The sequence below is a fragment of the Pseudomonas sp. ML2-2023-3 genome, assembly GCF_037055275.1.
GTDB lineage: Bacteria > Pseudomonadota > Gammaproteobacteria > Pseudomonadales > Pseudomonadaceae > Aquipseudomonas.
The window spans coordinates 656,915-669,543 of sequence record NZ_CP146343.1; the positions used below are offsets into that span (position 1 = coordinate 656,915).

The 12,629-nt window shown below is 54.3% G+C and carries 11 protein-coding genes; 5 read left to right on the forward strand and 6 right to left on the reverse strand.

The annotated features are described in order from the left end of the window. Positions 1-125: 125 nt before the first annotated feature. The gene (gene folE2, locus V6P94_RS02925) at positions 126-1,022 is read left to right on the forward strand and encodes a GTP cyclohydrolase FolE2 (RefSeq protein WP_133074927.1); all 897 of its coding nucleotides are present in this window, start codon (positions 126-128) and stop codon (positions 1,020-1,022) included. Next, entirely contained in the window at positions 1,019-1,579 is a 561-nt protein-coding gene (locus V6P94_RS02930) for a DapH/DapD/GlmU-related protein (RefSeq protein WP_133074928.1), read from the forward strand. The genes folE2 and V6P94_RS02930 overlap by 4 nt, the downstream gene beginning before the upstream one ends. On the opposite strand, the gene V6P94_RS02935 is transcribed toward V6P94_RS02930, so the two are convergent. Then, positions 1,580-2,098, reverse strand: a complete 519-nt coding sequence (locus V6P94_RS02935; RefSeq protein WP_133074929.1) for a DUF3617 domain-containing protein — start codon at positions 2,096-2,098, stop codon at positions 1,580-1,582. It lies immediately after the preceding gene. A gap of 135 nt (positions 2,099-2,233) precedes the next feature. Here V6P94_RS02935 and cls point away from each other — a divergent pair, with 135 nt between their 5' ends. Both cls and V6P94_RS02945 read left to right on the forward strand, forming a co-directional pair. Beyond that, the gene (gene cls / locus V6P94_RS02940) at positions 2,234-3,673 is read left to right on the forward strand and encodes a cardiolipin synthase (protein WP_133074930.1); all 1,440 of its coding nucleotides are present in this window, start codon (positions 2,234-2,236) and stop codon (positions 3,671-3,673) included. 108 nt (positions 3,674-3,781) lie between these two features. Continuing rightward, the gene (locus tag V6P94_RS02945) at positions 3,782-4,273 is read left to right on the forward strand and encodes a hypothetical protein (protein WP_133074931.1); all 492 of its coding nucleotides are present in this window, start codon (positions 3,782-3,784) and stop codon (positions 4,271-4,273) included. Here the strand turns inward: V6P94_RS02945 and cfaB are convergent. Next, positions 4,264-5,448: a C17 cyclopropane fatty acid synthase CfaB gene (gene cfaB / locus V6P94_RS02950; protein WP_338649011.1), complete on the reverse strand. Its 1,185-nt coding sequence runs from the start codon at positions 5,446-5,448 to the stop codon at positions 4,264-4,266. The genes V6P94_RS02945 and cfaB overlap by 10 nt on opposite strands. Positions 5,449-5,573: 125 nt before the next feature. Continuing rightward, on the reverse strand, positions 5,574-6,908 hold the full coding sequence (locus V6P94_RS02955) for a serine hydrolase (protein ID WP_133074933.1): 1,335 nt from the start codon (positions 6,906-6,908) through the stop codon (positions 5,574-5,576). A gap of 296 nt (positions 6,909-7,204) precedes the next feature. Between V6P94_RS02955 and V6P94_RS02960 the strand changes: the two genes are divergently transcribed. Further along, entirely contained in the window at positions 7,205-8,155 is a 951-nt protein-coding gene (locus tag V6P94_RS02960) for a GNAT family N-acetyltransferase (protein ID WP_326427635.1), read from the forward strand. Positions 8,156-8,352: 197 nt separating this feature from the next. Here the strand turns inward: V6P94_RS02960 and glmS are convergent, their stop codons facing one another. From glmS to glmU, 3 genes are all read right to left on the reverse strand, one after another. After that, positions 8,353-10,188, reverse strand: coding sequence for a glutamine--fructose-6-phosphate transaminase (isomerizing) (glmS, locus tag V6P94_RS02965; RefSeq protein ID WP_133074935.1), 1,836 nt, complete (start codon positions 10,186-10,188; stop codon positions 8,353-8,355). A gap of 9 nt (positions 10,189-10,197) precedes the next feature. Next, positions 10,198-10,965 (reverse strand): DeoR/GlpR family DNA-binding transcription regulator, encoded by a 768-nt coding sequence (locus V6P94_RS02970; RefSeq protein ID WP_019828670.1) that lies wholly within the window; start codon positions 10,963-10,965, stop codon positions 10,198-10,200. Positions 10,966-11,231: 266 nt separating this feature from the next. Continuing rightward, complete coding sequence (gene glmU, locus V6P94_RS02975) at positions 11,232-12,599, reverse strand: bifunctional UDP-N-acetylglucosamine diphosphorylase/glucosamine-1-phosphate N-acetyltransferase GlmU (RefSeq protein ID WP_133074936.1); 1,368 nt, start codon at positions 12,597-12,599, stop codon at positions 11,232-11,234. Between the last annotated feature and the right edge of the window lie 30 nt (positions 12,600-12,629).

Genomic DNA, 12,629 nt, shown 5'->3' on the forward strand with positions numbered 1-12,629 from the left:
AGGTCAAAGCGCCCGCTTGTTGGCTCGATCATTTTTGATCGCCGATAATGATACATTATAACAATACAAAGCATTAGAATTGTTATTAAGTAACAAAACGCCAACTCCCTCGATGGAAGCCTTTTATGAATGCCCTAACCCTTCCCGACATAGCGTCACAAAACGCTCGACAAGCTATCCCACTTGAATGGGTTGGAATGTGCGGTATTGCGCTGCCAGTCTTGATTGACGGCCAGCGGCTCGCAGCAACAGCTGATGCAGGTGTAAGTCTGGATGACGGTGAAGCCCGCGGGATTCATATGTCACGACTTTATCTAGCGCTAGAAGTGCTCGAGTCGCAGGACCTGAACCCTCTCGTTTTTAAAAAAGTTTTGCAGCAATTTCTAGACAGTCATGACGATTTATCGATCTGTGCCTACCTACGAATTCACACCCACGTGCTGCTAAAACGTCCCGCTTTAGTAAGCCCACTGAGTGGCTGGAAGAGCTATCCGGTGAGTATCGATGCGTCTCTGAAAAACGGAATGTTCCACGTGGAACTAAAAATCGAGGTGGATTACTCATCGACTTGCCCATGCTCAGCTGCCTTGGCCCGTCAGTTAATCCAGCAACAATTCGTCAATGACTTCGCGAACAAGCCACTGCAGCACGCCGAAGTTTTAACCTGGCTTGGTAGTTCTCAGGGCATTGTTGCAACGCCCCATAGCCAACGAAGCACCGCCTACTTGCAGACTCGCCTCAGCACTGAGGTGCAGCAGTTTCCGATCAACCTGCTTATCGATGAAGCAGAGGGAGCATTGGGTACCGCCGTACAAACCGCAGTCAAGCGAGCAGATGAGCAAGCCTTCGCATTAGCCAACGGTCAAAACCTGATGTTCTGTGAGGATGCGGTACGCCGACTGAATGTCGCGTTAAAGGTTGTACCGGGAGTGAAAGGCTTCAACCTCAAAGTGGTACACGCTGAAAGTTTGCACAGCCATGACGCGGTAGCCCAAAGCTGCTGGAACTGGAGACCACTATGATCCGTAAAAATCCGTCCGGTGATCTGCCGAAGATCGCCGAGTCAGCCTACGTTGATAGAACCGCGATTATTTGCGGCAAGGTAGTGATTGGCGAGAATGTATTTGTCGGGCCATATGCCGTGATACGCGCCGATGAAATAGACAGTGAGGGTGGCATGCTCCCGATTACTATCGGAGCCAATTCCAATATCCAGGACGGTGTGGTGATTCACTCGAAGTCCGGGGCTGCAGTCACTATTGGTGAAAACACCTCGATTGCGCACCGGTCCATCGTTCACGGACCCTGCCGTATTGGTGATCGAGTGTTTATCGGATTCAACAGTGTGCTGTTCAATTGCGAACTCGGGGACGGGTGTGTGGTGCGGCATAACTCGGTCGTCGATGGCCGCGACCTGCCGGATAAATTCTACGTACCCTCCACAACGCGTATCGGGCCAAACACTGACCTGAGCCAGTTTGCCCCGGTCAGTGTCAGCGCATCGGAGTTTTCAGAGGATGTAGCGCGCACCAATGTCGATCTGGTACGCGGCTACAAGGCGCTGCAAAACGAGTTCTAATCAAGTGCGGGGTTTGACTGTTCCACAGTTTTGCCCCAACCAGACAGCACGGGTGTCCATGCTGCCCTTCTGCTGAATCCCGGTCGCGTTAAAGGTGCCATTAACCTGGGTGGTGAATTCACGATCACTGGCAAAAGTTGCCACACCTGCGCCCTGAGCTTTTGGACAACTAAAGCGAAACTTCCACTTATTTCCACTACGCTCAGTGATCTGCTGGTTACATCCTGACTTGGGATCAGTCAGCGGGATGTCATCTGTTTTCACTTGATCAGGGGTGAGGCAGACCCGAACACCTTTGCCTGCCATGGTCAGCCCTTGGCTTTCCAATTGGGCTTTTTGTTCCGGGGTCAGCATATTTTGCAATTGGCCTAACATTACCTGCAGTTCAGGTAATTGTTGGCCGTCTACCTGCATATTGCTGGAGCTCAGTTCCCAAAGCCCCGGTTGCAGCATTTGGGCCTGAGCCACCGGGATCGACAAACCACAGGCCATGAACAACCCAAGCAGACGAACATTCATCAAGTAACTCCTACGCTATTGTCAGCGTTAGACGTCAAAAAAGGGCGAGTGTTGCAACGCACCCAAATGGGGACATTCACTACAGAACGTGGTCTGTCAGTAATTGGCATTGAACATTGAGGAGCAAGGATACGCATGGATTATCTAGGCCCGCACATATTTGGTTATCTGATTCTATTAATCCACAGCTTAGGCTTGATTGCTGCCGTACATGCGGTTTTAACCGTCAGGACGGCGCAAGGCTCGATCGCCTGGGCCATGTCATTATTCTTCATTCCTTACATCACACTGATCCCGTACCTGATCTTTGGCCGCAGCACATTTGACGATTACATTCGGGCCCGGCGCGATGCCAATCAGGAGATGCGAGAAGCCATTACTCACCTGAGCTGGCGGCCATGGGTAGAAGAAGCCCTCGCAGCACGCAACTCAAATGCCTATGCATCACTGCGAGCGATGCCCCGGTTAGGGCGCATGCCTTGCCTGGCAAACAACACCGTACGATTGCTGATCAATGGCACCGCTACTTTCGACGCTATTTTCGACGCCATCCGTGCAGCAAAAGAAGTCGTGCTGGTCCAGTTTTTTATCGTTCACGACGATGACCTCGGCATGAAGCTGCATGCATTGCTCCTGGAAAAAGCCGCACAAGGGGTCGCAGTGCATCTGCTCTATGACAGCATCGGCAGCCATGCACTGCCCAGTATTTACGCCGAGACCTTGCGCGCAGGCGGTGTTCAAACTTATGCGTTTGCCACACATGGCGGATGGATCAGTCGCTTCCAGGTGAACTTTCGTAACCACCGAAAAGTGGTAGTGGTAGACGGCGTGCGGGGCTTTGTTGGGGGGCACAACGTTGGGGATGAATACCTGGGCGCCAAACCGCCGCTGTCTCCGTGGCGCGATACCCACGTCGAAGTCACCGGCCCTGTGGTGGCCTGCCTGCAGGAGTCCTTTGCTGAAGACTGGTTCTGGGCCACACGCAAACTGCCCCCCCTGCTCCTGCCCCAGAGTTATCCGGACGGCGGCGTGCTCTGCCAGTTTCTGGCCAGCGGTCCAGCAGACCCGTATGAAACCTGCTCGCTGTTTTTTGTTGAAGCCATCCATGCCGCCAACCGCAGGGTGTGGATTACGACCCCCTACTTTGTTCCCGATGAGGCAGTGTTCTCCGCTTTAAGGCTGGCCGTACTGCGCGGTGTGGATGTTCGAATCCTGATACCGTCCCGCCCGGACCACAAGATTGTGTATGCCGCGTCCAGTCTGTATGCCTTTGAAGCAGTACGCGCAGGCGTGCGGATCTTCCGTTATCAACCGGGGTTTTTGCATCAAAAAGTGGTATTGGTCGACGACGAAATCAGCGCCATTGGCAGCGCCAATATGGACAACCGATCGTTCCGTCTCAACTTTGAAGTGATGTTGCTTACCGTCGACGAAGCGTTCGCCAGACAGGTTGAACATATGCTGCTCGATGACTTCGCCCTGGCCCGTGAAATCACCGAAGCGGATATCAAGGCAACCCACCGTTTACAGCAGTTGGGCATGCGGGTGGCCCGGCTGGTTTCACCTGTTTTATAGGCTGTAGGAAGGGTCTGAATTACGCGGTGCAGTCAAAAGAGTCATACAAGATTCCATAAACTGAGCGGCCCGGATAACCCGGGCCGTTCAGCATAAGGAATAAAAACAATGAAATTCTCGCTCCTGGGTTTGCTCTTCAGCATCAGTACATTAGCTTCAGCTCAAGCCAAAACACCTGCTCCGGCACCCGCGCCACCATTTATCAATGTGCAAATCGGTCAGCCTACGTATATCCACCGACTGCACTACAAGAAGATGTACAGCGAAAAACCTTTTGAAGAAGCCGTGCTTTATTACTACGACAACGGTCTCTACAAAATTATTTCCCCGGGCGAAAACCACTACGGCGTGTATGTGGTTGAAGGGGACTTCACTGACGACCAATACCGTATCAGCTACATCTCCCTTCCTTCTCCTGACTGGGGCGGCAACGTTGCCCGCCACGATCTTGTATTCAAAAAAGGGTCACTGACTTTCGAGCAGAAAGCTTTGGCACAGGTAGATCAAAATATTGGCCTCCAGGATGGTCGCTACGTTCTGGACAACAACCCGGTACAAGACCCGATGCCCATCACCTGGGAAAACCACACTCAGCGATAAATGTCCGCACGGGTTGGTGGCAGCTCCAGCGAACCATCCGCATGGGGCTTGGTCGCTAAAATTTGATCAATGTTGATCCATCCATGAGCAAAGGCGTAAGCACACCCCGCCAGATACAGCCGCCAAATTCGCAGGGCCTGTTCCGGCACCTGCCTGGCGGCAGCCTCAAGGCTGTGCTCCAGTCGCTGGCTCCAATGCTCCAGCGTGCGCGCGTAATGCAGACGCAAACTTTCGACATCTACCACTTCCAGTCCTGCTTCGCTGATTTCGGCAGTCATCATCGACAGATGCGGCAACTCCCCGTTGGGGAATACATAACGATCGATAAAATCACCCGCCCCCCGGCCTACCTGACGACCATCGGTGTGCTTGGAGGTAATCCCGTGATTCATCACCAACCCGCCCTCACGCACAGCCCTGGACAGGATCTCGCAATACTCACGCAGGTTGGCGTGCCCCACGTGCTCGAACATCCCGACGCTGACGATTTTATCGAACCGCCCATCTTGAGGCAGGTCACGATAGTCCAGCAGTTGCAGATCAACCTTGTCTTGCAGGCCTTCGGCGTTGACCCGCTCGCGAGCAAGTGTGAGTTGCTCTTTGCTCAGGGTGATCCCGAACACCTTGATCCCGTATTCCTTCGCGGCAAAACGCGCCAGCCCACCCCAGCCACAACCAACATCCAATAAATATTCACCGGGTTTGAGTCGCAGCTTGCGGCACAGCAAACGAAACTTGGCTTGCTGTGCCTCATCCAGGCTCTCTTCTCCGGTTTCAAAATATCCACAGGAGTAGGCCATGTCGCGGTCGAGCCACAACTGATAGAAGTCGTTGGACAGGTCATAGTGATAGGAAATGGACTCGGCATCTGTGGCCTTGTCGTGATGCACGCGAGGTGGCGTGGTGTCTTCATCATCGTCCAGCAATGCCTGACTCAACTCATCGCACACACGAATGGCTTCGCTGATCGAGCCTTCAAGTTCAAGTCGACCCTCAACAAAAGCGCTGCCCAAAAGGTCCAGACTGGGATGAGTAAACTGAGCCACCAGGGTCGGGTCCTTGACCACAATCGTGACGCTGGGGCTCGGGCCAAAATTGAACTCATGCCCGTCCCACAGCCTTAGCCGTAATGGAAGTTGAAGTTTCTGTAAGGCCGGCGGAAGTTGCGCGAGCATCTGTGTTCCTCCTTCAGTTCAGATCTCAAAACTATAGGTTAGACGAATAACGAACACTGTCAGTTTCGTGGACCAGAGGTGCACACAGATCGTGCGCAACCCGCTAGTGCCGCTTTAGGGTGTAATCACTCCGGGTGAGCGATCAGTTGCTTGGCCAGGGCCTCGAACGCCGGAATGGTCACCGGATCATTCGCCGAGTTGCTGGCAATCGGGTTGGAGGCATAGCGCACAATCACCATCTCGGCTTTCGGGTCGATGTAGGTGCGCTGCCCATAAACACCGCGAGCCATAAAGGCACCATCGGCGTTATGCGTTACCCACCACATGTCACGATAGCTGCTGCCTTTGAGAAGGTCATAACCGGCCTTGGCAAAAGCCGCTTTGTCGCCACCACCACGAATATCATCGATAACCGTTTTGGGCACGATTTGCTGCCCAAGGTACTGTCCGTTATTACGGATCATCTCGCCAAATCGGGCCATGTCCCGCAGCCCGGTATTCAAGCCGCCGCCTGCGAACGGAGTGCCGATTGAGTCGACGGTAAAATAAGCAGCCTGTTCTGCGCCAATGCGTTGCCAGATTTTTTCGGAGAGTAACTGTGCAACGTTGCGCCCTGTCACCCGTGCAATCACCCAGCCCAGTACATCGGTGTTAACTGTTTTATAGGCGAATGCCTGGCCGTGCTCACCTTCTGGCTCAACTGTCTGCAAATATTCCATATAGGTTTGCGGGCCGGTGTAGCCCTTGGGTTTGGGCAGCGGGTTACCGGCCTGGGCATGCTTCCAGACTTCAGCATTGGGGTCGGCATAATCCTCGCTGTATTTGAGCCCCGTGGTCATGTCCAGCACCTGACGCAAGGTGGCGTTGCCAAAAGCCGACTTGGCCAGCTCCGGCACATACTCTGCAATTTTTTTATTGGCATCCAGCGTGCCGTCAGCCACCAGCATGGCACCCATGGTGCCAACCACCGATTTGGTCATCGACATTGCGCCGTGCTGACCTTCGGGGTTCAGGACGCCAAAGTAGCGCTCATAAATTATTTTTCCGCGATGCAATACAACAATGCCGTCGGTGTAGTTCGCCGCCAGAGATTGCTCCCAGGTCATCGGTTGCTTGCTGCCCAGTGGCACAAAGGTCAACCCGTCGATATCCGTGCGCAAGGCTTGAGCCAGCGGTACCGGTGCGCCCAGACCACGTGAAACATTGGTGGTGGGCATCAATTGGCGAAAGTTGGAAACACTCCAGCGCATGGCCGGAAACTGGAAATAACTGCCATCGGCAAACCGCACAATGCGATCAGGCGGTGGCGGCGCGCCGACCATCCAGCCCATTTTCGCCGGGTCGCTGGCGGCAGCATCCGGGTAAGTGGTTTTTTCAGTGGCACAGGCAATAGAGGCAGCCAGGCAAGACAGTAAAAAAACTGCGCCGGTACGGGCAGGTTTAAAAAATTGTTTAAACATCGAATATTCCTTTTCAGTTCAAGGCCGCACACCACCTTGCGATAGAAGTGACTGATCTGTATAGCTCATATCCCTCTTATCCACAGCCCGAAAACAACTCGACCCGCAGCGCGGGTCGAGTTGTTGCTACAGAATTTAGAGCATTAAAACTGTTGCAGCTGCTAATGACACGACATCCACGTACGGTCGGATAAAGGGGAAAAAACGGTGGTTTCCTCGAAAATTCCAGGCTATTCGGCATTAGTCGCGTTATGTCTTAAAATAGCCGGTTGCCGAAGAACCGTCATGACCCTGCCATGAAGGGCTTCCATTCTTTACAAATAAGTGTGGTCAAGATGAACAAGCCTTTCATTTCGCTGTGCCCTGAAATTACTCGTGCACACGCGCTGACGTTGATGGATTGGTTGGAGGATGAACGCGTTACCTGCTATCTGAGCGATTCACGTCATGTCTCCCGCTCCATTGAGCAAGCCATTGATCGGACTCAATTGCCGATCCTGACCCATCTATTCAACCAGGGTGGCCGGTTCTTCATGGCCTTTGACAGGCATGACGCCCCAGTGGGTTTTGTCCGTCTAATCAAAACCGGCTCAAATTGCGAGATCGTTCTGGTCATCGGAGACAGCGACAAATGGGGCCGGAACCTTGGCGCCCGCACGATCCGCGAAGGCATGAAACTGGCCTTCCTCGACATGCGGGCCAAGAAGCTCATCGCCAAGATCCACCCGGACAACGCGCGCTCGCTGAAAGCCTTTCTACGCAGCGGCTTTGTGCTTGAGAGCGAATCGCCGACATTGAAGTCATTTTCCATGACGGCGGGGCGCTATCTCAAGCTCTTGCGAGAAGGTGCCGTTGGCGACTCCACCAGGATCTACATCACCGAAATCGACAAGGCCAGGCTGGAGAGTCTGATCGCGCTCGAGCAAGGCCCGGTCGTTGTTGAACTCGAACATGAGCTTGAGCGTGCCATTGTCGTCAAGCCGCAACAGGTGGCGTGCAATGTCGTCACGATGAACTCCAGGGCCTTGCTGCAACTGGACGACGAAGAGATCGAAGTGGCCTTGGTCTACCCTGAAGATGCGGACAGCAACGCAGGAAAGCATTCCGTGTATTCCGACATCGGCGCCGCCATTCTGGGCTATCAGGAGGGGGATACTATCGACTGGCGAATTTCTGATCGGACCCGCCGGATTGAGATCAGGAAAGTGCTTTACCAGCCGGAGGCTGCAGGCCACTTCCACCTGTAATTGAGCCGTAGGCTCAGTGTGCGTCTATCAGCGCGAGGATCCCGGACGGGGCCTCGCATTCCGTGCCTGAACGGCCCGTTGGATGGTCAAGGGTAAGAGCGGAGCCAGATACGAAAGCAGGAGGCGGTAGGACAGACCTGGCCGGCTCCTGCGACAGTTTTAGTTTTCTAAAACACTGCCTGTTATCGTACTGCCACTTATTCCACAGTCACGGATTTAGCCAGGTTACGTGGCTGGTCGACGTCCGTGCCTTTAAGCACGGCCACGTAGTACGACAGCAATTGCAGCGGGATGGTGTAGAGGATCGGTGCCAGCACATCATGGATATGCGGCATGTTGATCACATGGGTGCCTTCGCCATTGGTCATGCCTGCCTGTTCATCTGCAAACACGATCAGCTCACCACCACGGGCACGAACTTCTTGAAGGTTGGATTTCAGTTTTTCCAACAATTCATTGTTCGGTGCAACAGTCACTACCGGCATGTCGTTATCCACAAGCGCCAGAGGGCCGTGCTTCAACTCGCCCGCTGGATACGCTTCAGCATGGATGTACGAAATTTCCTTGAGCTTGAGTGCACCTTCCATTGCCACCGGGAACTGAGCGCCACGACCCAGGAACAGGGTGTGGTGTTTGTCGGCGAACAATTCAGCCACTTTTTCGACAACCGAGTCCATCGCCAGGGCTTCGCCCAAACGTGTCGGCAAACGACGCAATTCTTCAACCAGCTGAGCTTCAACGCCCGCTTCCAGGGTGCCGCGCACTTGACCTAGTGACAGCGTCAACAGCAACAGGCCTACAAGCTGGGTGGTAAAGGCTTTCGTGGAAGCCACGCCAATTTCACGACCTGCTTGGGTCAGCAGCGTCAGATCAGACTCACGCACCAGCGAGCTGATACCTACGTTGCAAATCGCCAGGCTGCCAAGGAAGCCCAGTTCTTTTGCATTACGCAGAGCGGCCAGGGTGTCTGCGGTTTCGCCCGACTGAGAGATCGAAACAAACAAGGTATCTGGCTGCACCACGACTTTGCGATAACGGAATTCGCTCGCCACTTCGACTTGGCAAGGAATACCGGCCAGGCTTTCAAGCCAGTAACGAGCCACCATCCCGGCGTGGTAGCTGGTGCCACAGGCTACGATCTGAACATTGCGTACTTTGGCGAACAATTCCTTGGCCTGTGGACCGAAGGCTTGTACCAGCACATGGTCCAGACCCAAGCGGTTTTCCAGGGTGCGCTGCACCACTGCTGGCTGCTCGTGGATTTCCTTGAGCATGTAGTGGCGGTATTCACCCTTGTCAGCCGCTTCAGCGCCATCGCTGTACTGCACGGTTTCACGCTGAACGCTGTGGCCATCTATATCCCAGATCTGAACGCTGTCACGATGGATTTCAGCGATATCGCCTTCTTCCAGGTACATGAAGCGGTCAGTTACCTGGCGCAATGCCAATTGGTCGGAAGCCAGGAAGTTTTCACCCAGACCCAGGCCGATCACCAGCGGGCTACCGCTGCGGGCAGCAACCAGACGATCCGGTTGTTTGGCGCTGATCACGGCCAGACCGTACGCACCGTGCAACTCTTTAACAGTGGCTTTGAGGGCAGCAGTCAGGTCGTTGTGGTCTTTGAGTTTGTGCTCAAGCAGGTGGGCAATGACTTCAGTATCAGTGTCCGAAGTAAAAACGTAACCCAGGCCTTTAAGTTGCTCGCGCAAGGCTTCATGGTTTTCGATGATACCGTTATGAACCACAGCCAGATCGGAACCGGAGAAATGCGGGTGAGCGTTACGCTCGCAAGGCGCGCCGTGAGTTGCCCAACGGGTGTGAGCGATGCCCAGTCGCCCTGCCAGTGGTTCACCGGCCAGCGCTTGCTCAAGCTCAGCAACTTTACCGTTGCGGCGCATGCGTTCCAGGGTGCCGTTGTTGGTGAAAACAGCAACACCTGCACTGTCGTAGCCACGGTATTCAAGTCGTTTCAGGCCTTCAAGCAAAATGGCCGTGATGTTGCGTTCAGCGACTGCGCCTACAATTCCGCACATAAAATTCTCCTAGCTTAGGGCCGCGCATAACAGTGTTATGCCCCGGGCCTGAATCTGTTCGCGTGCCTCCAGCGGCAGGCGATCATCGGTAATAAGGGTGTGGACGCTGCTCCAGGGCAGTTCCAGGTTGGGTATCTTGCGACCAATCTTGTCCGACTCGACCATTACGATCACTTCTCGCGCGACGTCAGCCATGACCCGGCTCAGACCCAACAACTCGTTAAAAGTTGTCGTGCCGCGCTGCAGGTCTATGCCGTCAGCACCGATGAATAGTTGATCGAAGTCGTAGGATCGCAACACCTGTTCGGCAACCTGCCCCTGAAAGGATTCAGAGTGCGGATCCCAGGTGCCCCCGGTCATCAGCAACACAGGCTCGTGTTCAAGTTCACTGAGTGCATTGGCGACGTGCAGGGAGTTGGTCATCACCACCAGGCCCGGCTGCAGGCCCAATTGTGGAATCATCGCAGCCGTGGTGCTGCCGCTGTCGATGATGATGCGCGCATGCTCTTTAATCAGGCCAACCGCCGCGCGGGCAATGGCTTGCTTATAAAGTGAAACCGGTTGGGGAACATCACTGACCAGTTCTTGCGGCATGGTGATAGCACCACCGTAACGACGTAAAAGCAGACCGTTACTTTCGAGTGCAGCCAAATCCTTGCGGATCGTAACCTCGGAGGTTTCGAAGCGCTTGGCCAGCTCATCCACACTGACTTCGCCTTGCTCTGCAAGCATGGCCAGGATGTTGTGTCTGCGTTGTGGTGTATTGCGTTTGGACATAACGGCTTAAGTTTCGTTTCGAAAGATAACGAAAGCAATGAAACCTTATCTCGAAATCCCCGTCAAGAAAATGTTGCAGGCTTTTTCTGTGAATAACTCAATGTCGCCCTGTATTAATGGGACCTATCGTTATTCAAAGCGGATAAAAATAAAGCCTTATCCACAGGCTGTAGATAAGGCTTTAGGTAACTTATTGATTTTAAACAGTTATAGGATGACTTGTTGATATCCACAGATCGCCAAGCCGATCTGTGGATAAGTTGACATCAAGCCTTTGGCTGCTTAACCGGACGCTTCCAGCCGTCAATATTTCGCTGGCGCGCACGACCGACTGCCAGTTGCTCAGGGGCAACATCCTGGCTGATGGTTGAGCCCGCTGCGGTGGTTGCACCGTTGGAGATATCCACAGGCGCTACCAGAGAGTTGTTCGAACCGATAAACACATCGGCCCCCAACACGGTTTTCCACTTGTTGGCGCCATCGTAGTTACAGGTGATCGTGCCCGCGCCAATGTTGGTGCGTGGCCCGACCTCAGCATCCCCCAGGTAAGTCAGATGGCCGCACTTGGCATCTTCACCCAGGTGGGCATTTTTCAATTCGACAAAGTTACCCACATGGGCACGGGCATCCAGCACGCTACCCGGGCGCAAACGAGCGAATGGGCCGGCATCGCTGTTTTCACCCATCACGGCGCCGTCGATATGGCTGTTGGCTTTAACTACCACGCCTTTGCGCAAGGTGCTGTCTTTGATCACGCAATTGGGGCCAATCACCACGTCATCTTCGATGACCACACGGCCTTCCAGAATCACGTTGATATCGATCAGCACGTCACGGCCCACCGTCACTTCACCGCGCACATCGAAACGGGACGGGTCGCGCAAGGTCACACCCAATGCCATCAAGCGTCGGGCTTCGCGTAACTGGTAATGACGCTCCAGCTCACTGAGTTGCTTGCGATCATTGGCGCCCTGCACTTCCATCGGGTCGTGTGCATGTTCGGTAGCCACGACCAGACCATCATTCACTGCCATCGCAATCACGTCGGTCAGGTAATACTCGCCCTGGACGTTATTGTTCGAAAGGCGGCTCATCCAGTCACCCAGGTGCTGGGTCGGCAACGCCAAAATCCCGGTGTTGCCTTCACTGATGGCACGTTCGGCTTCGGTCGCATCCTTATGCTCAACGATGGCACTGACGTTGCCGTTGGCGTCACGCACGATCCGGCCATAACCGGTCGGATCGGCCAGGTTCACAGTCAGCAGACCCAATTGCTCAGGGCCGACTTGCTTAAGCAAACGCTGCAAGGTCTCAACTTCGATCAGCGGCACATCCCCATAAAGGATCAGCACATTTTGAGCTGTCAAAAATGGCAATGCCTGGGCCACGGCATGGCCAGTCCCCAATTGCTTGTCTTGCAGCACAAAGTTCAGATCATCAGCTGCCAAACGCTCGCGGACCAGTTCGGCACCGTGCCCGATAACGACGTGGATGCCGGTCGGCTTGAGCTGGCGAGCGCTGTGGATAACATGGCCGAGCATGGAGTTGCCTGCCACGGGATGCAGAACCTTTGGCAAGGATGAACGCATGCGGGTTCCCTGACCTGCAGCGAGAATAACGATATCGAGAGACATGACTGGCTACCAATCCTGGGTGGTCAGCGG

What these genes read in the sequence shown, in the direction of transcription:
- folE2 (WP_133074927.1), top strand. Translation starts at nt 126, where the DNA reads ATGAATGCCCTAACCCTTCCCGACATAGCGTCACAAAACGCTCGACAA.
- V6P94_RS02930 (WP_133074928.1), top strand. Translation starts at nt 1,019, where the DNA reads ATGATCCGTAAAAATCCGTCCGGTGATCTGCCGAAGATCGCCGAGTCA.
- V6P94_RS02935 (WP_133074929.1), bottom strand. Translation starts at nt 2,098, where the DNA reads ATGAATGTTCGTCTGCTTGGGTTGTTCATGGCCTGTGGTTTGTCGATC.
- cls (WP_133074930.1), top strand. Translation starts at nt 2,234, where the DNA reads ATGGATTATCTAGGCCCGCACATATTTGGTTATCTGATTCTATTAATC.
- V6P94_RS02945 (WP_133074931.1), top strand. Translation starts at nt 3,782, where the DNA reads ATGAAATTCTCGCTCCTGGGTTTGCTCTTCAGCATCAGTACATTAGCT.
- cfaB (WP_338649011.1), bottom strand. Translation starts at nt 5,448, where the DNA reads ATGCTCGCGCAACTTCCGCCGGCCTTACAGAAACTTCAACTTCCATTA.
- V6P94_RS02955 (WP_133074933.1), bottom strand. Translation starts at nt 6,908, where the DNA reads ATGTTTAAACAATTTTTTAAACCTGCCCGTACCGGCGCAGTTTTTTTA.
- V6P94_RS02960 (WP_326427635.1), top strand. Translation starts at nt 7,205, where the DNA reads ATGAAGGGCTTCCATTCTTTACAAATAAGTGTGGTCAAGATGAACAAG.
- glmS (WP_133074935.1), bottom strand. Translation starts at nt 10,188, where the DNA reads ATGTGCGGAATTGTAGGCGCAGTCGCTGAACGCAACATCACGGCCATT.
- V6P94_RS02970 (WP_019828670.1), bottom strand. Translation starts at nt 10,965, where the DNA reads ATGTCCAAACGCAATACACCACAACGCAGACACAACATCCTGGCCATG.
- glmU (WP_133074936.1), bottom strand. Translation starts at nt 12,599, where the DNA reads ATGTCTCTCGATATCGTTATTCTCGCTGCAGGTCAGGGAACCCGCATG.